Source organism: Photorhabdus aegyptia (assembly GCF_000612035.1).
Classification (GTDB): Bacteria; Pseudomonadota; Gammaproteobacteria; order Enterobacterales; family Enterobacteriaceae; genus Photorhabdus; species Photorhabdus akhurstii.
Genome location: NZ_JFGV01000072.1, coordinates 1 through 25,895 on the forward strand (window position 1 = coordinate 1; position 25,895 = coordinate 25,895).

The 25,895-nt window shown below is 40.3% G+C and carries 17 protein-coding genes; 7 read left to right on the forward strand and 10 right to left on the reverse strand.

What is annotated here, in order from left to right:
- Positions 1–225 (reverse strand): hypothetical protein (locus BA1DRAFT_RS24170; RefSeq protein ID WP_235201153.1); only part of this gene is annotated, 225 nt, incomplete at its 3' end.
- Here BA1DRAFT_RS24170 and mtr point away from each other — a divergent pair.
- Positions 119–1,306: a tryptophan permease gene (gene mtr, locus BA1DRAFT_RS18265; protein ID WP_235201151.1), complete on the forward strand. Its 1,188-nt coding sequence runs from the start codon at positions 119–121 to the stop codon at positions 1,304–1,306. The two genes, BA1DRAFT_RS24170 and mtr, sit on opposite strands and share 107 nt — an antisense overlap.
- Positions 1,307–1,653: 347 nt before the next feature.
- Here the strand turns inward: mtr and BA1DRAFT_RS18270 are convergent, their stop codons facing one another.
- Positions 1,654–2,865: a Tm-1-like ATP-binding domain-containing protein gene (locus BA1DRAFT_RS18270; protein ID WP_036782066.1), complete on the reverse strand. Its 1,212-nt coding sequence runs from the start codon at positions 2,863–2,865 to the stop codon at positions 1,654–1,656.
- Between the two features lie 237 nt (positions 2,866–3,102).
- Between BA1DRAFT_RS18270 and BA1DRAFT_RS18275 the strand changes: the two genes are divergently transcribed.
- The 6 genes from BA1DRAFT_RS18275 (at position 3,103) to BA1DRAFT_RS24410 (ending at position 15,349) form a co-directional block, all read left to right on the forward strand.
- On the forward strand, positions 3,103–3,723 hold the full coding sequence (locus tag BA1DRAFT_RS18275; RefSeq protein WP_036782068.1) for a TetR/AcrR family transcriptional regulator: 621 nt from the start codon (positions 3,103–3,105) through the stop codon (positions 3,721–3,723).
- Positions 3,724–3,791: 68 nt separating this feature from the next.
- On the forward strand, positions 3,792–4,766 hold the full coding sequence (locus BA1DRAFT_RS18280; RefSeq protein ID WP_420865157.1) for a threo-3-hydroxy-L-aspartate ammonia-lyase: 975 nt from the start codon (positions 3,792–3,794) through the stop codon (positions 4,764–4,766).
- Between the two features lie 406 nt (positions 4,767–5,172).
- A complete protein-coding gene (locus BA1DRAFT_RS18285) occupies positions 5,173–7,491 on the forward strand; it encodes a hypothetical protein (RefSeq protein WP_036782072.1) in 2,319 nt (772 codons plus the stop codon).
- A gap of 145 nt (positions 7,492–7,636) precedes the next feature.
- The gene (locus BA1DRAFT_RS18290; protein ID WP_036782074.1) at positions 7,637–10,525 is read left to right on the forward strand and encodes a Tc toxin subunit A; all 2,889 of its coding nucleotides are present in this window, start codon (positions 7,637–7,639) and stop codon (positions 10,523–10,525) included.
- Between the two features lie 47 nt (positions 10,526–10,572).
- Complete coding sequence (locus BA1DRAFT_RS21405; protein WP_051560851.1) at positions 10,573–14,991, forward strand: Tc toxin subunit A-related protein; 4,419 nt, start codon at positions 10,573–10,575, stop codon at positions 14,989–14,991.
- A 223-nt stretch (positions 14,992–15,214) separates the two neighbouring features.
- Entirely contained in the window at positions 15,215–15,349 is a 135-nt protein-coding gene (locus tag BA1DRAFT_RS24410; protein ID WP_268747245.1) for a hypothetical protein, read from the forward strand.
- Positions 15,350–15,503: 154 nt separating this feature from the next.
- Here BA1DRAFT_RS24410 and BA1DRAFT_RS18305 read toward each other — a convergent pair whose 3' ends face one another.
- The 8 genes from BA1DRAFT_RS18305 to BA1DRAFT_RS18340 all read right to left on the reverse strand — a co-directional run bounded on the left by BA1DRAFT_RS18305 (position 15,504) and on the right by BA1DRAFT_RS18340 (position 24,256).
- Positions 15,504–15,815, reverse strand: coding sequence for a helix-turn-helix domain-containing protein (locus BA1DRAFT_RS18305; RefSeq protein WP_036782075.1), 312 nt, complete (start codon positions 15,813–15,815; stop codon positions 15,504–15,506).
- Positions 15,812–16,144, reverse strand: a complete 333-nt coding sequence (locus BA1DRAFT_RS18310; RefSeq protein WP_036782077.1) for a type II toxin-antitoxin system RelE/ParE family toxin — start codon at positions 16,142–16,144, stop codon at positions 15,812–15,814. The genes BA1DRAFT_RS18305 and BA1DRAFT_RS18310 overlap by 4 nt, the downstream gene beginning before the upstream one ends.
- A gap of 161 nt (positions 16,145–16,305) precedes the next feature.
- Complete coding sequence (fbpC, locus tag BA1DRAFT_RS18315) at positions 16,306–17,382, reverse strand: ferric ABC transporter ATP-binding protein (protein ID WP_036782079.1); 1,077 nt, start codon at positions 17,380–17,382, stop codon at positions 16,306–16,308.
- A gap of 15 nt (positions 17,383–17,397) precedes the next feature.
- Positions 17,398–19,476 (reverse strand): ABC transporter permease, encoded by a 2,079-nt coding sequence (locus BA1DRAFT_RS18320; protein WP_036782081.1) that lies wholly within the window; start codon positions 19,474–19,476, stop codon positions 17,398–17,400.
- Positions 19,477–19,618: 142 nt separating this feature from the next.
- On the reverse strand, positions 19,619–20,650 hold the full coding sequence (locus tag BA1DRAFT_RS18325) for an ABC transporter substrate-binding protein (RefSeq protein WP_036782083.1): 1,032 nt from the start codon (positions 20,648–20,650) through the stop codon (positions 19,619–19,621).
- A gap of 17 nt (positions 20,651–20,667) precedes the next feature.
- Complete coding sequence (gene uhpC / locus BA1DRAFT_RS18330; protein ID WP_036782084.1) at positions 20,668–21,993, reverse strand: MFS transporter family glucose-6-phosphate receptor UhpC; 1,326 nt, start codon at positions 21,991–21,993, stop codon at positions 20,668–20,670.
- Positions 21,994–22,082: 89 nt separating this feature from the next.
- Positions 22,083–23,627: an MASE1 domain-containing sensor histidine kinase gene (locus tag BA1DRAFT_RS18335; RefSeq protein WP_036782086.1), complete on the reverse strand. Its 1,545-nt coding sequence runs from the start codon at positions 23,625–23,627 to the stop codon at positions 22,083–22,085.
- Positions 23,624–24,256: a response regulator transcription factor gene (locus BA1DRAFT_RS18340; RefSeq protein ID WP_036782088.1), complete on the reverse strand. Its 633-nt coding sequence runs from the start codon at positions 24,254–24,256 to the stop codon at positions 23,624–23,626. The genes BA1DRAFT_RS18335 and BA1DRAFT_RS18340 overlap by 4 nt, the downstream gene beginning before the upstream one ends.
- Positions 24,257–25,895: the final 1,639 nt, after the last annotated feature.

The following is a 25,895-nucleotide window of genomic DNA, read 5'->3' on the forward strand; positions in this document are numbered from 1 at the left end:
GCAGCCAACAAAGAGGCAACTTGAAAGATAACGGGTATAAAGCCACGCTAGGGTAACGCATATGGTTACTTCGTCGATAGAAAAATCGTCTCCATCTTTATTTGGCGGCGCCATGATCATTGGTGGAACAATTATTGGTGCTGGCATGTTTTCTTTACCGGTTGTCATGTCAGGAGCATGGTTTTTCTGGTCAATTGCCGCTTTGATTTTTACCTGGTTTTGCATGTTGCATTCAGGGTTAATGATATTGGAAGCCAATCTTAATTATCGAATTGGTTCAAGTTTCAGTACCATCACGAAAGATCTGTTGGGCAATGGTTGGAATATCATTAATGGTATTACCCTTGCTTTTGTTTTATATATACTGACCTACGCTTATATTTCCGCTAGCGGCTCGATTATTCAACATGCTATGCGGGAGGTATCGATAGATTTTTCGCCCGGATTTGCTGGTTTTTTATTTGCTTTTGTTGTGGCGTTTATTGTCTGGTTAAGTACTAAAACTGTCAGCCGGATAGCATCAATTATTCTTGGCGCTAAGGTATTAACTTTCTTTATGACGTTTGGCGGTCTGCTTTATAACATTAAACCCACGGTATTGTTTAATACAACTGAAGTCAATCCAACTTACTGGCCTTATGTATTAATGACTTTACCTTTCTGTCTGGTTTCCTTTGGATATCATGGCAATGTTCCTAGCCTGATGAAATATTATGGAAAAGAGCCAGAGAAAATAAAGAGATGCCTGTTTATTGGCACATCAATCGCCTTGGTGCTTTATTTGATCTGGTTGATTGGAACAATGGGCAATATTTCCCGGCCTGATTTTGTCGAAATCGTAGCAAAAGGGGGCAATATTGATGTTTTGGTGCAATCATTAAGTGGAGGATTGAACAGTTCAGCTTTGGGCTTATTATTAACTCTCTTTTCTAACTTTGCGGTTGCCAGCTCATTCCTTGGCGTCACGCTTGGGTTGTTTGATTATCTGGCTGATCTGCTTAAATTTGATGATACCAAGTTGGGGCGTTTTAAAACGGCATTGGTGACATTTCTTCCGCCAATAGTGGGTGGAATGATTTACCCGAATGGCTTTATTCATGCGATTGGTTTTGCCGGCCTTGCTGCGACAGTTTGGGCAGCTATCGTTCCCGCATTACTTGCCAGAGCATCTCGTAAGCGATTTGGCAGCCCTATGTATAGGGTTTGGGGAGGTAATGTGATGCTCGGCTTGATTTTTCTATTTGGTGTACTGAATGCTGTCGCGCATATCTTATCAAATTTTAATCTATTGCCGGTTTATTCATAAAAAAACTCCTGCGGTGGGGGCCGCAGGAGCCTGGTGTTGACGGAAATAAGCTCCGAAAGGGAGAAAACAAAGCAGGTGTATTTATGTTTTAATTTAGTTTGTTAACTCCTAACATTTTACAGCAAGGTTATTAACAGGAAGTTCTTATGGCTTCCCTTTAGAACACGAATAGTGAACTGCTTTAATTTCTTTTAGTACAACGTTCCAACAGACACGTCGTAAATTCGTCACTGATAGAACAATAGCATTAGAATGCCCTCTTTTGGCAACTTTTTGCCTAGTCATTAATTAGTTGTATATAATCTTTCAGTGTCAGTGTTGTTTTTGCAACGATATTACCGTTGATGTTAAGCCATCATCTGCCGGTATTCATCAATCACCTGTTGGCAAAAATCAGGTGAATTCACATGATGAGGGCTTTTAATTAGTTGTCTATTTTCCGTTTCTATAAATGTAGCTTCGAAAGCCTGGATAAATGATTGATTAGCATCAGGATTCCAGAATGGCCCACCTTTAATATCCAGAGCGGAGAAACCACCTTCTGGAATAATAAATTTTACTTTTCCTTCGCACTGATTGAGTTTTTCAGCGATCCAAATTCCCATTTGCCGATTCTCTTCGGGTATGGTGCGCATTAATGTTACTTGCGAATTGTGACGGTAAAATTGCCTGTATTTGTAGCGTTCTGGGATAGTGCTCAGATGACCAAAGTTCACCATATCCAACGCTCCGCAAGAACCGATATAAGGTATTCGCGTGCGGGCTATTGCCCCCAGACGGTCAGCGTCACAGGCAAGAACGCCACCAAACAGATAGTCGCAAACTTCAGTGGTAGTGATATCCAGTAGACTGTGAAGCAAACGACTTTCGGCTAGCTTTTCCATTGTCTTGCCACCGCTGCCGGTTGCGTGGAAAACCAGACAATCATACTGCTGTTCCAACTCTCTGGTTAATAACTGTATGCAAGGTGTGGTCACACCAAACATCGTCAGACCAATAGCCGGTTTATCTTCAATATTGCTCTCTTCATGAAAATAGACTGCGCCTGCGATTTGGTTGGCCGCGTTTTTTAGCACCTGGCGAGAAATACGGTTAAGACCGGATACATCTGTGACCGAATAGAGCATAGATATATCGCTAACACCCACATAGCCAGAAACATCACCGGAGGCCATAGTAGAAACCATAAGTTTTGGTATACCTACGGGTAAAGATTGCATTGCCGGCGTGATCAGTGCTGTACCGCAGGAACCTCCCAGACCTAGGATTGCTAAAACATCAGTTTGTTTTGATAAAAAGAGATTAAAAGCAACTGACATCGCGGAAATGGCTTTCCCCTTATCACCACAGAAAACGGCTTCTTTACCTTGCGGGTGATGCTCTGCTACTGTTTGGGCCGTAATATCGGCGCCTCTTTCCAGTGAGCCAGATTGAGTAGTCAAATCCACAGTTCGAACAGCAAGGCCGGCTTTTTTGATCAGATCCCTGACGTAGAAAATTTCTGCGCGCTTGGTATCAAAAATAGTAGCGATATAAACATAGCCTTGGTTTTTTTTCATTATAATTATGAATACTTCCCTGGTGCTGACTACTCATTCATGGACAGATTATAGTCAAGATGAGACTCAAGTATCACTGTTATATTATCAAATTGAGACTGTCATCTCATTTTATCCATAAATAGGCTGAATCAATTTGATCGTTTTGTAGATAGTTGAGTAGAGTGATGATAGCGAAAAAATATTTTAACCATAAGTGTTAATGTAGCGATTTTTACTGTGAAAGAGTTGTGGGGGATGATGGACTCGAAGACGAAAACTCATTTTACCGGTACTCGGAAAAAAACTTATACATTGTTAATAAAAGTGGCGTTGGAACTTTTTGAACAGAGGGCGATACCTTCGGTTTCTGAATTGGCAATGCATGCTGGTGTTTCCAGGGCAACGGCATATCGCTATTTTCCGACTCAAAGTGATTTAATTGATGCAATTGTTGGCGCTAGCCTTGGGCCGATTCTTACCTGGAAGCCGGCCAGTGAAAAAACTGAAGAGCGGATTATTGAGTTGTTGAATTTTGCCTATCCTCGCATGTTTCAACATGAAGGCGCGTTACGAGCTGCTCTGTTGGTTTCCTTGCAGCAATGGGCTCAGGGATGTTTATCTGAGGATAAACAGGAAAAGAAATTGGTTCGTGGGCATCGTAAAGATATCTTGGCAATGGTTGTTGAGCCATTAAAAGGGCATTTTCCGCCGGATACTTTGGAAAATGTCATCCGTGCTTTTTCCCTGATTTATGGTTCTGAGGTCTTTTTGGTGATGAAAGATATTTGGCAGATGGATAATGAAGAAATTATTGAGATCACTAAATGGATGGCAAAAGCAATTATTAATCAGGCGCACAGAGATTCTGAATTATAGTTATTCTTGATAGATTTTTCTGGCGTAGATATTTTGTCTGCTATTTCGTATAACTTGCGGTTATTTCTATGAAAAATATTCCTGTTTATGATGATATTATTGCCGCTGCCCGGCGTATAGAAGGTTATGCTTACCGTACGCCGGTTCTGACTTCCCGTACTGCTGATGAAATGACCGGCGCTAAGTTATTTTTTAAATGTGAAAATTATCAGCGAATGGGAGCATTTAAATTTCGTGGTGCTTTTAATGCGTTATCACAATTTAGTGACGAACAGCGCCGCAATGGGGTTGTGACTTATTCATCGGGTAATCATGCTCAGGCGATTTCATTGGCGGCTCGTATACTGAATATACCGGCGACAATCATTATGCCGTTCGATGCGCCTGCGGCTAAGGTAGCGGCAACCGAAGGTTATGGCGGTAAAATTGTTTTTTATGATCGTTATACGGACGATCGTGAACAAATTGGCCGGGAATTATCAGAAAGGCACGGGTTGACCTTAATTCCTCCTTATGATCATCCGCACGTTATCGCCGGGCAGGGAACCGCGGCAAAAGAGCTGTTTGAAGAGGTTGGGGGATTGGATGCGTTGTTTGTCTGTCTCGGTGGCGGAGGATTGCTTTCAGGGAGCGCGCTTGTTGCCCGCCATTTTTCTCCTGAATGTAAAATTTATGGTGTGGAGCCGGAAACCGGTAATGACGCTCAACAATCATTTCGTCAGGGAAAAATTGTTCATATCGATACGCCTAGAACCATTGCTGATGGGGCGCAAACTCGACATCTTGGGCAATATACTTTCGATATTATTCGAAAGAATGTTGATGATATTTTCACCGTTTCTGATGAGGAACTGGTGGAGACAATGTGTTTTTATGCGGAAAGAATGAAGATGATTGTCGAACCGACCGGCTGCCTGAGTTTTGCCGCTGCCCGCAAAATGTGTGAGCCATTACAAGGCCAAAGGGTAGGGATCATTGTCAGTGGCGGTAACGTGGATATCGAACGTTATTGTGCTTTGCTGTCAAAACAACCTAAGACGTAATGAGCCATATAGAAGGGGGCTTTGATATTCACAAAACTTATAATGTGTGTTTTGTAGTGTAATTATTATTCTTTAGTTATTGATTTGTTATATTTAAATATTAATTGTAGGGCTAATATTATATATTGGCCGCTACATATTTTATGTGAATATTTTCCTATGTTATATTCACATTGATACATGTTATATTAATCATATGCATCCTAATTAATTCTCAATCTATCTGGATGTATTGGGTAATATATATTTTTTTCTTCAACTTATGCCTAAGTTGGTAATAGAGAACAAATATAAATTATCCTGGTGGTTAATTTAATATTATTGAATTAGTATGATGGCGGTAGCTATTATCTAATACGCCTACCTTAATAACATGTTTTTCATAACTTCAAACATAGGTGATTATATGTCTACAGAAAATAGTATTGTTAATGATTTTAGTGGGAAAACGAAGACTCTTGGGTGGGATATTATTGCTGCCTATGATAGAACTAAAATAAATATGCTATTTGAACAGCAATATGTGAGAAAAGTGAGTGAAGGTACACATTTTTCTCCTATTTGTTGGGAAAGTGGAAATAAAAAGATAAAATTTGATAATTTGACATTGGGAGTGCCGTTAATTTCCTTTGAAAATTCATCAATTGAGAGTTCTCAGGCAACGGTAAAATTAAACTTTATTTCTGGCACGATAGTAGAACTTTATGATGATGGTAGAGTAAAGAATTATCAAAGAATTACACCGAATAATGATTACCATATGACGATAACCGTAAATTTGATTGCGGGAACAGGCTCTGTTGGTAATGATGGGAAAGTTGTTGTTGAGTTTAAAAAAGGAGATTTGAGTGTAGTCAATGTTATTGACGATGCGCCAGCAGAAGTAAAAGAGTTTTTCCGTAATTGGCTTAAAAATAATGATGTAACTTATGAGTTAGGTATTTTGAAGCTGGATAATACGGCTGGACTGGTTCCAAAAATGTTTAAAATTAGAACCCAACCTGCACCCGATGCTAATTTACGTAGTTCTGATAATTATGGTCATGGGGCGGTGTTGTTATTTATTGCAACAAACTATAATCCTAACGGTGGAGTATTACCAACTAACTCAAATAATTTTCCTTATTTGATACCGGATAATCGTTCTGCGATGCTAATTATCAGTAATAAGACACTTTTTGAGAATATTCTTAAGCCGCAATATGAGAGTTTATTACCGAGTTCTACCGGAGTAGAATTAGAGCTGGTAAGTCTCGATAGTCAACAAAATGATTCAGCCAAATATTTGAATATAAAAAACGGATATTCTGAAAGTGATAAACCTGTACAATATGAAAAAGGATCTTATACAGTATGGACCGGATTGGTTAAATATAATGGTGCCACTAATATTTGGCCAGAGAAGGTGAAAGTCCCTTATTCTGGAATGTATATTAAGCCTGAGAAGGAAAAAATTATCTTTTCTGGAGTAAGTAATAATGGTCAATCTTATCATTTTGCTCAGAAAGTGGGTATTATGAAAGATGGCATACTTGGTTATTATGATAAATCGAAAATTGATTTCTATGTTGATGGATCGATAGATATTACACCTACAGTTATATCTAATGATGAAATCAAGTTGGAATCACATTATGGAATGGGTGTTAAATATGATGAACAAGGCCCATCTGGTTGGGGAAGTCTTATAGGCCCTGATTTTCAATCACAGTTTATTGATAAAACAGCGGAAATTGTTAAAGGCGCCGTTGAAACGGATTTAGCCAACGTATCTAAAATTAAGTTAAATAGTATAAGTCTATTTGCAGTTAATCATCTTCTGTTCCCTGAAAGCAATTATCTTGAGTTTGATAAAGTGTATGTGCCTGGGGATATGGTGCTATTTGGTGATATTTCTCCAACATCAACCGCTTTTAAAATCAATGATCTTCAATTAACTATGCCAGTGAAAACTAAGCATAAATTTACAATCAACACCAATGCAGCGGTAAATTGGTCCATCACTCCAGCAGAATTGGGCAGTATTGATGCTAATACGGGAGATTATACGGCACCAACTAAGATAAAAGGGAATAGTCAAATTGTGACAATTACTGCGACAGACTCAAAAGCAAACGCTAAAGCTTCTGCGGTTGTCACTCTGTTGCCTTCCTCAGTATCGGTTAGCCCTTCTTTTGTTGTTATCAATGAGAATGATGTTAATAAGGAAGCCAATTTTACTGTTTATGGCAATAAGAAAGTGAATTGGAGTGTGGAAACGGGTACTGGCTATGGTGTTGTTGATGCGAATGGCAAATATACGCCTCCAGCTTCTTTCCCGGCCGGATATAATATGGTTACGGTGACGGCTATTGCTGATAATGGTGATTTAGATAAAGTTAATATTCTGCTTATTAGTAAAAGTACCATAGCTGAATTCAAGATTGATCCTAGCTATAATCAAGAGTTATTAACACCTGATGCCGTAATGAAGTTCTCTTCTGTCGGTAATGATTTGACTTCTCCAAGTGAATGGAGCCTCATGCCTGCAAGAGGAAATATTAAGGTAGGTGAACCAGAAGTTACAAAAGATGAGTTTGGTAATGACATCGAAAAGTATACTGCAACTTATACTGCACCAAATGATATTACCCGTTCGGAAATTGTTTTACTCAGAGTGACACATAAAAATAAACCCAATCGTGCGGGCTATGCTCTGATTACACTTGAGCCGAAAATCAGTTGATAACTAACTGTCTTTAATAACCATCAGATGATGCAATAAACTTCTTATTCTTTATTGCATCTCTATTGCATCTCTGTTCTTAAGCCTATTATCGTTTTTAGATAAAACACCCATCCATATATTTCCAATAAATAAAGGCAATCCTATGAATCATGATATCAGCCCGTTGCTAAAGAAAATAGGTAATAAATATAACTTCACCGATAAAATAATTGAATTAGGTTATAAATCTGTTTTTGATATTATAAGAATTCCCCGTAGTCTATTTTTAAAGAAGTATAATTCAAATCATCAGGTAGCAAATATTTATGATACGGCAAACAGCTATGCTATACAAATAGCCCGTAAATTTCGCCAGCAGCATTACACTCATAATACATATGCCAGAAGTTATTCTTCGCTTTCATTAAAAGAAGGTCCTCAATATCAATCCTTATTTCAGGATAACTGGCAGCAATATTGTCCAAATGGCGCGCCGGAAGCAAATAATTCACCGGTTGCTTATTTAGCAGAGATTTATAAGTTAGCGATGGATATTGAATCCAACGCGGGTGATGAGGCCATTAAAATGGATGATCGCCGCTCTGATTTAGCGCATTTAATGCTGGATGAAGTCAGTATTAATCAAGAGGTTTCAACACTGTCATTGGTTAATACTATGCTAAGTCAACGTTTGGAAGCTATGCTAAAGCAGCAAGGAAAGACCAATTTATCCAGTTATGATCTTTTGGCTAATGTACGTTATCCATTCCAACTCCCTTATGATTATGCGCAAAACCAAATTAATCTAACATTTGATAATAAAAAACTTTTTTGTTTGGAAATGATGCAACAGACAGACAAGAGTTATCCTTATTTTCTTAAATCTAATCTGAATACTGCTAATGGAGGATTTATTGCGCCTTTAGCAAATCAATTAGGTATTTGCCAACAAAAAATAATTAATGAGCCGTTAAACCCATCTAATGGTCAATTCTATCAAGATAATTATGGCGTTAATAGTGCAGACTTACTTGAATTGTTATCGACTTTTATTGCACAAACAACTCTTTCTGTTGCAGAAGTTGAGCAATTATTATGTATAAAAGGAATATCTACCAATAAAGGGACGGCATTAGAACAGAATAACGTGAGATTATCTAAAAATGTGCTTAATTTAACTATGCCTGCGGCTCCTTATAGTTATGGCGCCGTTTTTATTAATGGGCCAAATACAAAAGAGAGTGATTTTTTACATTTGTATCGTGAGTTTTCCTCAAATGATCATTTGCCACAAGAGATAAATAAACTATCCGGTGTGAATCATGAACGCTTTGATAGATTAAATCGCATGATACGATTGTGGAAATGGGTTAATTTACCGGTAGATAAAATTGATTTATTGGTAACTTCGACGATGCGGGCAGAAGGGGATGCAAATAAACAATTACAGATGAATGATAATACCTTACGTATGTTAGGAATTTTTCATCATTGGAGTAAAAAATATCATATTTCACCTGATGATTTTGCCGCGTTGATATATCAAATTACCCCTTTTTCGACGGGTACAGCCATTCCTTTCTTCGATCAGATTTTCAATTCATCTTCGTTATTTGATACGCCATTGGTAATTGATGATCGTGAGTTTTATTCGGAAACAAAACAGGATGATAAGATTATTAGCAAGTTATGTGCTGGCTTGAAAATTGAAGCGAAAGATTTTGCTCTATTAGCGCCATTAGTTGCTGAATCGATGGGTAAAAAGAGTTTGACATGTTCACTTTCTGTTATCTCTGCGTTTTATCGTATTGTGCAATTATCGAGAATTTTGGGGTTAACACCACAGGAGGGGGTGGTTCTTTTAACGCTGATAGGGGGAAATAAAGTATTAAAACAGGTCGCGGGTATTCCTTATTTATCGCAATCAGGAAATAATAGGCAAACAGATATATTGGATATTATGATTGCAATGGAGCAAGCCACAGAATGGTTGAGAATAAATAAATTATCTGTTGGTACTCTTCAACTATTCTTATTACCGGCTAACCAAGTTGTGATGACCGGAAATGCAGCGCAGGTGGCATTTATTAATCAAGTTGGACTGCATCGCAATTCAGAAATTTTAACTCTGGAAAGTTTATCATCAAATATCTTACCAGCATTAGATGATAATGGTGATTTGATTGATTGGTTAACCCCACGTCAAACTGTTTTAAATGCGGTATCTCATCAAAAATATGGTTTAGTTAAGCCTGATGTTAATATTATTGATGAAATTAATAAATCAATAAAAAGTATATTACTTGACGAAAAAGTCAAAGTATCTATTACTGAGCAATGGACTGCAATTATTATTCAAACTCAATCAGCACAAAATGCAATATCAGCCAGTATGTTGGCAAATGCATTTCAGTTATCACAACCATTTCCGTTATTTATTTTAAATTGGATCGGCTCAAGTAGTTATGATTTTTTGTTAAAGTCATTTGAACTGTTTGATAACAAGAATTTACAGCCAGAGGTGATCGGTCAGGATTATTTGATACTGATGTATGATTTATCGCGATATATTTCAGTGATTAAGACTTTCCGATTGAGTACTGTGATGTTGAATCATTTTTCTGAACATCCTGAATGGTTTAGCTGCCAGAATACGCAACTTTCTTTATCGGTTATTTATTATTTCAGTCGCTACCGAGATTGGATGCAATTAGCTGCTTGTTTAAATAACCCGGAAGATAAAGTATTGCGTTATTTGCAGCTAGTCAATATTGATGGTCAAAATAACGATAAAGCTAATATAGTGAAAATATTGACTGAACTATTATCATGGCAGAATGATGAAGTGCTATTGGCTAATTCATATGTTGTTGGCAAGGAAGATAATACAGCAAAAACATTGGCCGAAATAGATACCATGATGAGACTTAAAGTTTGGTCTGAGGAAATGGCGCTTTCCATGCGTTCATTATTAGCGACAATAAATATTAATGATCATTCCTCTTATGAGGATTATAAACAGGTTGGTATAGCGATGGTAGCAACTCTGTAAAAGTAATTTTCATGGTGGAATAAAAAATTTTAATAGAGGTTCAGGATATGAAAAATATTGTTTCTAAAAAATTAGCTGAGAATGTTCGTGATGGATTGGTGAGTTATTACTTGGGGCATATTGCAAAAACAGCTAATGTACCCGATTTAAAAACGCCGGATGATTTGTATCAATATTTGCTTATTGACAATCAGGTATCTAGTCAGGTTAATACCAGTGTCGTTGCACAAGCGATTTCCAGTGTTCAGCAATATATTAATGGTATTATGCTTAACATGGAACCGGGGTATGATTATCAATATGAAGATAAAGTAGAAAAATGGAATAATGTTTTAAGCCAATATAATATTTGGGCTGGTTTTCAACAATTATGGAATTATCCAGAGAATTATATTAGTCCTATATTGCGTCAGAATAAAACAAGTGATTTTAAGGAGTTAGAGGATAATTTAAATAAAGGTAAATTGAGTGACGAGGTTGTTCAGGAAGCCATATTGAATTATTTAAATAAATTTGAAGAGATAAGTAACTTAGAGTTAATGAGTGGCTATATCAATACGACTAAAAAATTGGCTCCCGCTCAAGCTGAATATTATTTCATTGGTAAGATGAATATCACGCCAGGCCAATATTATTGGCGATCGCTGAATATGGCTAATCGAAATATGCAAGATGTCATTAATCCTACCGCTTGGAAAGAATGGGAGAAAATTGGCATTCCTGCTACTGGGGAAGTGATTAAGATCCGGCCAATTGTTATTGATGGTCGTCTTCATATTGTCTGGTTGGCATATGAAGCTGATAATAATAAACAAGAAAATTATTATAGTATTAATTTGATCTATCGAAAATTTAATGGTGAATGGAGTCTTCCAAATAAATTACGTACTTTTACGGGTGATAAGAATAAAGTTAATAGTGGTTTTGAACTAATTGCATTAATGGATTTGCGAGCTGAACCGGTATTAGTTATTTCTGCTATTTATAAAACAGAAAAATCAAATGATAATATATCAAAAGAAGATCATCATCCGTACTCTTGTAATTTACTATTTAACGAAGTTCCTGTGCCTTTGGTTGGTGATAAGTTATTAGATCTCTATATTTATCAACAGATTAAATCTAATCCTACGGAAGATCTCGCACAATCCAATATGTTGTCAGCTTATTTTGGCGATACTTATAAATTAGTTGATAAACCGGTTTATCAGGAGTCAGGAAGTCATCCTGGGCTTGCGACAGGGAAAATAACACTATTTGCTGAAATGGGGAGTAGAAAACTACGTCTCAGTGGTAATAATAGTTTGTCAATTGGGAAAGAGGTTATTAAATCTGTAGTATGTGATATTGATCTTAAAAGTAAATCGAGTGAAGCAGGAAAGGTTAATATTTCACTCGCTGATGGCACTAAAGAAAATAATGGAAAAATAACCGTTTCTGTCGTGGTGACTATTAATGATAATAGTTATGCATCAGGTGACTATTTTTATATTATGTTTAATTCTAGTCAGAGTGGTTATCCTGAGTTGAATGTTAATTTTTCTGAATGGGGACAAAAGCAAGGTAATGCTTATCATTTTACCAAAGAAATGGCAGTGCCATTGTCTGGATTGCAAGAGGCTAAAGTATTCAGTTCAGAGATTAATAAATCTGGTGGTAAACTTGTTGCATCTGGAGATGGAACGCCAAAAGTAGATATTGATCATTCAGGTTATCGGGAGGCTGATTTCTGTTTATGGCATACTAAGGGGGGGAGCGATAGTTTATTATATTCGAAACGCCAATTACTCAATGGAAATAGCATTATTCCTACGGTAGAACTTGATCTCGATGAAATAAATGGTAATGATTCAAGTGTATTTTTAAAATTAGGTTATAAGAAAGAAGGGGAAGATGCGGATTTAGGTTATAATTATTATGAAGTTAAACTAAGTAAAACTCCCTATCCTAATTTGCTGTTGGCCTATGATAAAAAAACGCAAGCACAGTATTTTGATATTACTGAATTACAATTTAAATATCGATCTATCAGATTAAATACCCTATTTGGTAAGGAGCTTATTGCGCGGGCTAACCATTCTATTGCAGATGTATTGAGTTGGGAGGCGCAACATATTAAAGAACCGCCTATTCCGGGGAGTAATGAAAATAGTGATTCGGCGCTTAACGGAGCAAATAGTATTTATTTCTGGGAGCTTTTCTTCCATGTGCCTTATTTAGTTGCGTATCAACTCAATGCTTCACAACAATATCAGGATGCTCAAAACTGGTTGCACTATATTTTCAACCCAGGAGTAAAAAATAAGGCTAATGGTAGCCCAAGCTATTGGAATTGCAGCCTGTTAGCGGTTTCTCAAGATAGCTCAGTACAACTAATAAAAGGATTACAAGATCCAGATGCAATAGCTTATGCCGATCCGGTACATTATAAGAAAGCCATATTTCAAATGTATGTGCAGAACTTAATTGATTTTGGTAATAGTTTTTATCGCTTTCTGACCAATGACGGGCTTAATAATGCTAAATTACGCTATCTTCAAGCGCAGCAATTACTTGGTCCCAGACCTGATTTTGATTTAGTCAGTCATTGGCTACCGATTGAATTGGCAGATGTCACCTCTTCAAAGAATAATAAATTACGCGAATTTGAGAGTAATATTGATCCTGATATATTAATTGATCTACCAACGACTAAAGTCAGTGCTCATACGGCGGTGGATAATGCGATATTCAGAGTGCCTTTGAACAATGATTTACTGCGGTATTGGGATATTTTATCCAGCAGATTTTATAATTTGCGTCATAATTTAACTTTAGATGGTAAACCTTTGTCGTTACCATTATATGCAACACCTGTCGATCCAAAAAATTTGCTCGCTTTAGTGGCAAATGGTGGATCATTATTGGCAGCAAGTAGCACGGCTATTTTGAATATACCGCCTTATCGTTTTCGGGCATTATTACCCAGTGTTTATCATGCGGTAGATACATTAAGTCATTTTGGTGATTTACTCTTGAGTGCGCAAGAACGTAAAGATCGTGCGGAACAGGAAGAGTTGAATCAATTACATTTGAAAGAGTTAGCTGTTTTCACCATTTCATTGCAGAAAGATGCTGTCGCAATTGCTGAAAAAGGGAAAGAGGCATTATTAAAAAGTCAGCAGACATTACAACAACGGATTGATCATTATAAGGCGCTTTATGATGAAAATATTTCTACCGATGAAACCAATGCTCTGAATTTACAAGGTACGGCAAAAATTATTTCTTCTGTTGAAGAAGGAATGTTAACTGCCGCCGGTGCCGCTTCGCTGATACCTAGCATTGCGGGAACATCATTTGGCGGGCAACGATGGCATATGCCGCTTGTTTGTTCTGCGGGTATTACACGTACTGCATCATTAATTATGCAAATGGCGAGTGATACATTAAGTATTAAAGCGGGTTATAACCGGCGACGTGAAGAGTGGGAGATTCAATATAAACAGGCGGAAAGTGAGCTGGAAATGTTGAAAAAACAGCTTGAACAGCAAGAGGCGCAAATTTCCGCCGCGAATACAACATTACAACAATCTCAGGCTCAACTGCAAAAAGAGCAGGATATGTATCAGTTTCTTACCGTGGCTAGGATAACGAAATCTTCGCTTTATCAATGGCTGAATGATCAGATGATGTCATTATATCGTCAGGCTTATGATGCGGTGCTTTCGCTATGTTTAAATGCACAAGCATGCTGGCAATATGAAATGGGGGATTTTACCACACAATTTATTGTGCAAAATGGTTGGGACGATAACCATAATGGTTTATTGGTAGGAGAAAAAATTAAACTGAATCTATTTAAAATGGAGTCGGCTTATTTGAATCGTAATGAACGTCGTCTAGAATTAACTAAAACGATCTCGTTAAAAAATCTATTATCTGATACGAAAAAATGGCAAGATATTCAATCTGAACTTAAAACCGGTGAAGGAATTACATTTATACTGAACGAGAAATTATTTGATCAAGATTATGCCGGGCATTATTTACGTCAGATCACGTCTGTATCGGTCACGCTGCCGACATTAATTGGTCCTTATCAGGATATTAAGGCGACTTTAACTCAAACCAAAAGTTATACATTGAAAACACCGGATATTAATGGTGTGAAATATTTACTTTCAAATAAAGAAGGCGATAATAAACAGATTGTCACGAATTTGAGAGCCAGCCAACAAATCGCACTTTCATCAGGGATTAATGATAGCGGTACATTTAATCTTAATTTTGGTGATGATCGTTATTTACCTTTTGAAGGAACGGGTGCGGTTTCTGACTGGAAACTCACCTTCCCATCAGCGGCAACAGACAATATACAGCGAGATATTCTGGATAATTTGACAGATATTATTTTACATGTACGTTATACCGCGAAGGATGGTGGTGAGGCATTTGCTGGTCAGGTAAGAGAACTACTTAAATAATACGTTTATACCCGTCATCTTTCAAGTTGCCTCTTTGTTGGCTGCACTCGCTCACCCCGGTCACATAGTTTGCTATGCTCCCGGGGATTCACTCCCTTGCCGCCGCGATGCATCTTGAAATCCATAGGGTATATTTGTCGCTGTTTTTGTATTGAATCAGGAGCCTGGGAAATTTAATTATATTATTTACCAGGTTCTTGCTGTTTTAGTCGAGAATTAGATCATGATGAACAATACGTTAAAAATTGACGGCCATGTGGCTGTTATCACTTTTGATCCAGAAATCGAGATGTTTCGTGGTGAATTTGTTGGGTTGAATGCGGCGCAGACTTTTACGCCTATAGCGTCGATGAGTTGAAGAAAGAAGGGACTAAATCTTTGGCGATCTTCTTTGATGAGTGTCAAAAAGAGGGTATAGAACCTTATAAATTGTATAGCGGTAATGAAATCAGGGGTTTTTAAGTAAAAGTGAAATTCAGTGTGTTAAGCGCTGGATTTCACTTTTGAGAGAGTTAAACGGCAGGTAATGTGGTTAAGGAGACTTCCGGCTCGCTTATCTCGATATTCCGGATATATACACCAGCATGAGCCATCATCATAATCAGTTTATCCACACTGAAAAGCTGTATTTTCCCCCTGGTAAGTTCTGAAACACGGGGTTGGGTAATCCCCAGTAATTTAGCGGCTTCAGCTTGGGTAAATTTCCGTTTTGCTATCCATGCATTGAGAATATTTATTAGTTGAGCACGGATCTTCATGTTTTCGGCCTGTTCTGGTGTATCACTGATCGCGTCCCATACGCTTTCAAAAGTCTGTATTTTCATAATTTCCGCCCCTGTATCAGTGTCTTAAAGCGTTTTCTGGCAAGTTCCACATCTTGCTTACTGGTTGATTGTGTTTTCTTTTGGAAACAGTGCAGTACATAAACCGCTTCCTCAAATTTAGCGATGTACATCGCTCGATAAATACCGTTCTCGTCCCTTACACGAATTTCGCGAACGCCAACTCCTACAATAGTTAATGGTTTCCAGTCATCTGGCTCCAGCCCCTGTTGTATACGATCAAGCTGAAACCCGATGTCCTGTTTGGCGTCTTCGGGAAAAGACCGTAAATCGTCAAGGCTGCTGTCGATAAAACTAAGACGTTTCCGCATTTGATATCCATTATACTAAATTTCGTATATTTAATCATACGTTTTTTTGTATATAAGGCCAGGATAATTTTGAAAATAAAAAAATGAGGGTGTTGATTTGGTCATTGAAAAGCATTCTTGAGGATTATAGGCCGCCATTTGGCGGCCTCTTGATCTAAAAGTCAGGATTTTTTGTAATCAAACTCACTGCTGCTTTTCTCGGCTAAAATAAACATCCCAAATGGATGAATTTCCAGATAATAATTATCGCCAACATCGGGTTGCAATTGGGTAGCGTTAATCTGTAACAACAGAGTTTGCCCTTGCCAATCGACTGTGACTTCATATTGTGGCCCCATGTAAGCCACATGGCTAATGGTGCAGCGTTGGTTGCTATTTCCATGATGGCTCAGGGTAATCGCTTCTGGTCTGACGCCTACCGTTACCGATTGCCGGTTGGTGGTGAAGTTTGCTGGTCGTGGCAGGCGATATTGGAAAATTTCAACATAACTAGTACCCAAAGTCGCCGGGAAGATATTGGCATCTCCCATAAAACTTGCCATAAACTCAGACGCCGGTTGGCGATAGAGTGTTTGTGGCGTGCCAATTTGCATGATTTTACCTTTATTCATCACCAGTACCGCATCGGAAACTGCAAATGCTTCACTTTGATCATGGGTAACGTATAGCGAGGTAATATTAAATTGCTGCTGTAATTCGCGGATTTTCTCGCGCATACTGCGGCGCAGATTGGCATCAAGGTTACTCAGCGGTTCATCGAAAAGTAACACTTTAGGTTTGAGGATCAGTGCGCGAGCGAGAGCGACACGCTGTTGTTGACCGCCGGAGATTTGGTCTACGTAACGATCTTCAAAGCCGCCTAAGTCCACCAGCTCCAGCGCCTCTTTAACCCGTTCCCGTATTTCTGCTTTAGGCCGCCCTAGCATTTTCAGCCCGTAGCCGATATTTTCCCCCAGTGACATATGCGGGAATAGGGCATAGGACTGAAAGACCATGCAGATATCTCGTTGCTGAATAGAGCGATCTGTGACGTCTTCACCGTCAATGAAAATTTTACCTGCGCTAGGTTTCTCCAGCCCGGCAACCAGACGTAATACGGTGGTTTTACCGCAGCCGGATGGCCCTAACAGTGTCACCATATGTCCCTGCGGAATAGATAGCTCCAGATTATCGATCACGGTGTTGCTACCGAACCGTTTGGTTACATTTTTCAGTTCGACAAAATTTTGTTGTGTCATGTCGTCACTCCGTGATTACTGTGTATTTTTGGCTTTGGAACGCGAGATCCGCGCTTCGCCAATCAGGTAGTCAAATAAGAAAATAATAGCCAGCATAACCACAATCAGGATCGAGCCATAAGCGATAGCCACTCCGTATTCGCCATCTTCCACTCGATTCAGAATATAAGAGGTTGCTACGCGGGTGTCTGGTGTCACCAGGAAGACAATCGCGCTGACGGTGGTAATTGCGCGAACGAAGCTGTAGATCAGCGCAGATAAAATCGCCGGGCGCAGTAAGGGCAACAGGATATGGAAGATGGTTTTCATCGATCCGGCACGCAGGCTGAGTGAAGCTTCATCCAGTGATTTATCAATTTGTCCAAGACCGGCAATCCCTGCCCGGATACCCACCGGTACATTGCGCATGGTCATGGAGATAATGACGATTGCCGCAGTTCCGGTGAGATAAAAAGGTGAATCGTTAAAGGCCAGAATGTAGGAAACCCCGGCGACGGTGCCCGGTACGGCAAAGCACAGCATGGTAGTGAATTCGATGGTTTTTTTACCGCGAAATTCCTGACGTACGACAATGTAGGCAATTAGCAAACCGAGGATGGCGGTAATGGGGGCCGCGATACCGGCGTAGAGCAGGGTATCCAGTAATGATGGCCATGCGCCGTCGTGCATACCTTGACCGAACAGTTTGATAAAGTTATCGAAGGTCAGGGTGTAATCCACGCCCCAGTTAACGGTGAAACTGCCGTAGAAGATGCTGCCGTATAACAGAATGTTGAACACAACCCAGATAAATAGAATGGCACAGACGCCCCAAACCAGTGAAGTTGGCAACGGTTGTACATCACCACGGTAGGATTTGCCGGAAACCGTGACGTAGGAACGTTTACCAATCCACAGATATTGCACGCAGAAGACCAGTAGCGAGAAAACCAGCAGCGAAGCGCCGAGAGTACTGGCGGCTTGATAGTCGAGTTGAGAACCGGTGATATAGAAATAGATTTGGGTCGCCAGTACGTCAAAGCTACCGCCCAGTACCAGTGGGTTACTGAAATCCGCCAGCGACTGGACAATGACAATCAGGAAAGAGTTCGCCAGCGCCGGTTTCAACAGTGGGATAAAAACATTGAAGAACGTCTGATAGCGATTGGCACGCAGAGTATAGGCAGCTTCTTCCAATGAGGGATGGATGGTTTTGATAGCGCCATCAAGGATCATAAATGCCATTGGGGTGAAGGCCAGAACTTGCGCCAGCCAGATGCCGGTAAAGCCATATAGCCAGTTGGTGTTGGTTAGGCCAAACCAGGTTGCCATAAATTCAGTGATATAACCGGAACGGCCCATCATCAATGTGACGCCTAAACCGACAACAAACGGTGGTGTGACGATAGGTAAGATAGAGAATACCCGGCCAATAATCGCGGAGCGGCGGGCGATGCGGGCGGTATAAATTGCCAGCACCAGCCCGAAGAAGGTGCAACCTGCGCCAACCGCCAGCGAAAGCAAAACAGAGTTGATGATAACCTGAATAATGTGTGCTTGCCCTAGGATCGATATAAAAGCAAATGGGGCAAACTGACCGGCATCATCCGTAAACATCGGAATAAAGATAGCAATACTTGGATAAAGGATAAATATGCCGATGAGGGCAATAACCGTGACTAATGAGCCGATAACAAAACTATCACCACCTAGCCACTCAAGGCGAGACAGGGCTAGAGTAATAATCGCGCCCAGCGAGATAAACAGGAAAATCGTCGAGTAGCCTAGCCCACGACCGATAATCGCTGCGCTGATAACGACAAATAGCGCACATAATAAGGCATAACCTGCATCAAAATAGTGGCGGCTATGCTGATTGCGGTTTGCTGGTGTCAGTGGACGTAGTAGCAGCACTGAGGGCAGCAGGAACCACAGTAAGCCGATGTTTAATCCATTCCAGCCATAAGCGGCGAAGAGTTCATCTTGAGTAGATTCGAAAAGGCCGTAGTCCAGGCTCCATGATGGCAGAAGCGCGAAGGCCAGCCACATCAGAGCAATCCACCAGAACACGGCATCCTGCTTTTGTCTGATAGGCAGGGTAAAGGCGTGAGACATAATTTCCTTCCGTTTTATTATTGTGTGGTAGCAGCAGTAAAGCAGTAAGAAGCTATCCTTTAAGGCATTATTGGCGCGGGAAAATAAAATAGCCTGACGGATAGCTTCTTAAGGGCGGGAAATGCTCCGCCCTTGGCTGGCTTTATTTAGCCATTTTCACTTCTGTCACCCATTTGGTAATTAACTCTTTGCGTACATCACTGGCGCCATATTTATCCATGTCGTAATTGATTAGTTTCAGATCGGATAATTTAAGTGCCAAAGGAGCCGCTTTCGCCTTGGTGTTGGTCAGGATCTGATAAGCTTTCCCTTTCTTCCAGCTCAATTCTTGTGCTTCTTTGGATAACACCCAGTCAACAAACAGTTTGGCGTTGTCCATATTGCGGGCATTTTTGATGATACTTACGCCGCCGATTTCATAACCGGTACTTTCACATGGCGCGATAAGTTTTAGTGGTGCGCCATTTTCTACTTCCAATGAGTAATCATGCAGGAAACCGATACCAATTGCGGATTCGCCACGGGCGGCATTGCGTGCTGGAGCAATACCGGATTTGGTGTACTGAGAAATATTGGCGTTGAGTTTTTTCAGATAATCAAATGCCTGATCTTTGCCCCATAACTGAACGAAGGTTGCTAACGCAGTGTAAGCGGTGCCTGAACTTTGAGGATCGGCAATCTGAATTTCGCCTTTATATATCGGTTTGGTGAGATCTTTCCAACAGGTTGGAATCGGCAGATTTTTCTCTTTTAGACGTTCAGTGTTGACGCCGTAGCCAAGAATACCGACATAAACGGCGGAGCTGTAGTTGCCTTTACGTTTAGCCGGGTCGCGGAACTGCGGCATGATTTGCGTCAGATTAGGGGATTTGTAAGGCTCTAGCAGATCCATCTCTCCCGCTTGAGATTGTGGGTCCAGAGTCCCGCCGTACCAGACATCCGCTTGTGGATTGCGTTTTTCGGCTTCAATTTTTGCCAAGGTACTGCCTGAGCCATTACGGACAAAAGTGGTTTTTACATTGTATTTTTCACCGAATGCTCTGGTTTCAGTTTCACACATAGCGTTAGTGGCGCTGCAATAAACGATCAATCGTCCGGCAGCTTGAGCGCTGTTGGTAAATGCAGCAACGACCAAACCGGCTGCGATAAGTGTAGAGAGAGGTTTCAGTTTCATTGTCTTATCCTTAGTATTCAAAACTGCTTATTATTAGAAAGTAGCGATGCTACTCCATGTTCCCTTTTGCTAACGTCGGCCATTAACAGTGGCATCAACAGCAGACCCATCATGGCGGCTGCGGCGGTGAGCAGGGCGAACATCCCTGACCAGCCATAGTGGGCAACCACTTGGCTTAGAGGCCAACCTGCGATTGCCGCGCCCAGGTAGGCGTACAATCCCAGATAACCCGTGACAGTGCCGGCGGCTTGTTTATGGCAATATTCTGTTGCTGCCAGCCCAATTAGCATTTGCGGGCCAAATACAAAAAAACCGATACTGAAAAAACAGGCTGCCAACAGCGCGTAGTGATGAATGGGAGTCAGCCACAATGCGGTGACAGCCATGAACAGTCCAAGCGCAAATAGCAGAATCATTGGCGCGCGTTGGCCGCGGAACAGTAAATCAGATCCCCAACCGGAAAATAGGGCGCCGGTTAAACCACCGAGTTCAAACAACGAGAGCGTCGCATTGGCACTGAGCAGATTGGCGCCATGTGTTTCCGACAACCACAGATTTCCCCAATCGTTAATCGCCATTCTGATGAGATAGACCAGAATGTAGGAGAATCCTAGCAACCAGATAGTTCGGTTAGTTAAGATCGTATCCCGCAATATCTGCATCATCGGCATGGGGGGCGATAGCTGTTCGTGTCGAAGCTCCAGTAAATCCTGCCGCCACTGCCCCACACTGGGCAAACCTTGTTGTCGTGGTATGCCGCATAACTGATGGCAGAGCCAGATGCCTAATAAAATGCCGATAATTCCCGGCATCATCAGTGCTGTTTGCCAGCCGTAACTTGTCGCCAGAAAAGCGGCCAACATTGGGACGGTAATGCCGACAATATTGATGGATGTATTCCAGCATCCCCACCAGAAGCCCCGTTCATTGCGGGAATACCAGTGTGTCAGCAATCTGGCGCAGGGCGGCCAGCCCCATCCCTGAAAGAAGCCGTTTAGTGTCCAGATGATCAGCAGTGCGGAAAATGATGAGCAGAAAGCAAAGATAATGTTTAACACACCTGTCATCACTAATCCGGCGCCCATAAACCAGCGATAACCGGTGCGATCATGAAATACGCCGGAAATAAATTTTGAGCTGCCATAAGCCAGATAGAACAGACTGGTTATCCAGCCGATATGTCCTTTATCCAGTCCTAATTCCGATTGCATAACGGGCATGACGAAGTTGAAGCTTTTTCGCGTCAGATAAAATGCGGCATAGCCAATGATCATGGAAATTAGCAGACGACCACGCCAGCGGCGATAGTGTTGTGAAATCTGTTCCTGGCTGGTGGCTTGCATACCCGGTTCCTCCATGAAAAAGGGAATGTAAAGAAAAATTAATGAAAATGGATGAGGTAAGGTTTTAGTCAACTAGGAATAATTCTTATTTATGCCTGATTTTCATCAGAATTTGTGGGCAGGTTAACAGTTATGCGTGTGCCGTTATCATTACTTAATTGCCAATCTCCCCCTAATGCACGGATACGTTCTTCAATACCCTGGAGGCCAAATCCGCCTTTTATTTTGTCTTCTGTAATGCCGATGCCGTTATCACTAATTCTGAGTTCAATCACATCCCGGTGTTGTCGCAGGATGATAGCGATTCGAGTCGCTTGAGCATGCTTGCTGATATTGTTCAGTAACTCTTGAACCAGACGGTAGAGGGTAAAAACCACCGTTTCATCCGTTGGATTTTGAGGAAGCTGGTAATCCAACTGGCAATCAATATTTTGTTCTTTAAACGCAAATTCATGGATCAAATGGTGAAGTGCTTTTTCTAAGGACATCTCTTCCAGAACCGGTGGGCGCAATTGGCGTAATAATTGACGCGTGGATTGATGAATCTGTTGGGCAAGATGATTGATCTGCTCTGCGATCATTTCTGTTACCGGGGTAGCGGCGGTACGTTTTATCAGCGTTGCCTGAATTTGAATGGCGGTAATATTCTGACCAATTTCATCATGTAACTCGCGGGCAATGCTTTTACAAACGTTTTCTTCTGTGTGAATCAGTTTCTTCATCAGGATACGGCGGGCGGTTAACTCCCGTTCTAGCAATTCACGGTAACGTTGCAAATTTTCAGCGAGCTGTTGCTGACGGCTGATTGCTATCCCCAAGCCCATGCCTAATAAGGACTGAATGGTCAGGAACATTTCCAGTTCGCTTAAGTCGTTAAAAGTACCACTGAATTGCCGAGCTGATGTGATCATTAGACTGCCTAACAGAGCCGCCAGTACGCCGCCTTGCCAGCCATAACGGTAGGCCATAAAGACATTGGGAATAAATATGAGAATGATTAAAAGATTCTCAATTTCTGGTGACATAAAGATCTGAGCGCTTAACCCGAGCAAGCAGAATAGACAGCACCACATCAACAAGGAAGGGCGTAACTGCGGATCAGGATCGCTCGGTTGCAGCATATTTCTTAGATGTTGCTGACGCAGATATTCATGGATCAGATAAACAAAAGGTGACAGCAAAACGCCACCGGTTATCGAGGTGAGAAACAGATGGCTGGCGCCGACAGTCAGCGTAAACCCCAGACAAACGGCCTGTAACACACTATTGGCGGCTACGCCGGCTAGCAGAATCGAGAGCCGTTGCCAATACAGGGTATAGCGTCCCCAGAATTGCTGCACTGTAAGGGCAGGTATTAGGCTGAGAAAGGGTGATAGCAGAATGATATTGTGAGTAATAAGTTGTTCACTGCCGAGCCATAGCAAAATAATAATCTCAGTGGCTAATAAGGTTGGTAAGTAACGACGCCCCAGTAGGATAAACAGTGCCAGCCGCAACCCTTGTGGCAAAAGCAGTGCCGCTTGTTGCCCGTTATCATTCAGGTAGAAGCTGATAGTCCACAGAGCAAGCCAACTCAGTGAATAGAAAAACAGCAGAAAAAGTGATATCAGGCCAAATCGTGATCCTCTGTTCATAAGTTCCCCGTTAGAATCTGGTGTTGCAGAGCGTAATGAACCAGATCAATAGTGCTATTGCACTGGAGTTTGCTAAGAATATTGGCACGATGAACATGAACTGTTTTATGGCTGAGGTTGAGTTGTTCTGCGATAGTTTTAACATTGATGCCATTGATAAGTAGAGAAAATATTTCCCGTTCTCTGGGCGTCAGAATTTGCAGTGCTTTAATCTCTTGTGGTGTCTGACGCAGTGCTTTTAGTGCATCGGCGCACAAGTAGCAACCGCCTTGATGTACGGAACGTACTGCCTGTACTAATTCTTCCGGGCCGCATCGTTTGGTGAGATAGCCGCAGGCGCCGGCATCCAGCGCACTTTGTACAAATGCCGTGGTGTCATAAATACTGAGAATAATGGTACGAAAATCAGGCCGTTTTTGCCGTAACCGGGTGAGCAGGTGTAAACCGCTTTCATCGGGCATATCGATATCCATCACAGCAACGTCAATCGGGTTTCTGAGTAAACCCAACCAAGCTTCTTTGGCATTGGCGTATTGCCCGGCGATTTCAAGATCCTTTTCAAGCGCGAGTAGTTGAGCAAAGCCGGAACGGACCACTACGTGGTCGTCAATAAGTGCAACTCTAATCATAAGTTTTCGTTAATGGATAATGGTTAATGAAATAATTTATATGATGTGCAGGAAAGGCAGGTTGTGCAAATTAATCAACTAAATCTGCAAGAAAGCTAACAAATTTAGTGAATTGTCGGATGACTAAGTAGATGGAGGGAAAGATGGTTTGTTAACTATGAATTTATGCTCTGAGTACTGGCGTGGCGCAAGCCAGAAAAATAGGGATTGGCAAAAACCGCCGTAAACCCTCTCATTGGGTTAGGATTTACGGGGCAATTGTTAAAAAAAGCCTTTTTTATCTATCAGCGTGGTTTTAAAAGCTGGAAAAGATGCCAGGCTAACCACGAAAAAACAGGTAAAAACTTTAATCATCGAAAGTAAAAAGAATTGATTAAGGATTTTTAAAAGCGGGTAAAAAGTCCGATGTCATGCTGATATTGGAAGAGAAAACATCAGAAAAAACAGGTTTTAAATTGATTAAACAAGGTGAAAAAAATAACAGCATTAACCCAATAACAAGAATATATCTTATCAAAATATTTAACAGTATTAACCGCATTAAACCAACTTGCTTAAATAAAATATTTTGCCTGACTGTAACAAGTTTGCGAAAAATCAGAGACTATAGTTGTAGAAAACCAAGCTAGCAACATTAAAAATGATTAAAGAAATTGGCGTTAATTTTAATACCGTTAGCTATCTGCTACCCTCATTGGTTTTAAATCTAAAAAATCAAATATAGAAAAAGGAGAAAATCTAAATATCAGTTTAATGAAAACAAGGAGGTTAAATACGGTTCAGAAAATGTAAAAACCTTTAGATTTACCACAATTAAGTAATAAAAATATTTCGTCATGGCCGATTTACAATTAAAAACAGACAACCACTCAGAATGAAAACTGCTGTACAAGCTTATCATATTTTCAATATTAATTTTTTTAACTTACATTTCCTTTTTACCGGTGATTAATCAACTAAGGATTAAAAAATAGGTAGTCCATTAATGTCAGCTTTTTAAAAGGCATAGAGTGACTAAAAACAACCTATTCCCTGCTATGTTTAATCCACTTATCGGTAAGTCGGTAATACTACACTCCACTTATTTTAGTTTAACTAACCAGCTATGACTATTTAAAAAGACAAACAGGGATAGGTTAAATACTTCATTCAACAGACTGATTTAACCAAGGAAATTAAAGTTTTCAGGAGCGTGATTAATTTAGCTGGATTTAAGCGCTAAAAAGGATTTATCCTAAAACATTAACGGCATTTTTATACTATCAAGCTATTTATTAGTGATTTATAAAGAAAAAACAAAAGGTGATAATTTATAAAAGCTCGCAGAATTGCCAGTAAAACAATATTGGTAAAATCATGTCGGTAAAACAGTGTCAGTCAAAATAAATCGGATATGATTAATGTTCGTTTAAACGTAAAACCACGATATATCATTAATGTTTAAATTTAGTGAAAAGCGGATATCCAAAAGATAAAAAATGGTTAAAACCAGATGCCGATTAAAATCATACGTTTAAAAAATAACTTTTAATCACCGTTTAAAACCTGCTCTGGTTTTATGGGTATTTCAATTAAAGGCTTTATACTCTATGGATTTCAAGTTGCATCGCGGCGGCCAGGGAGCGAATCCCCGGGAGCA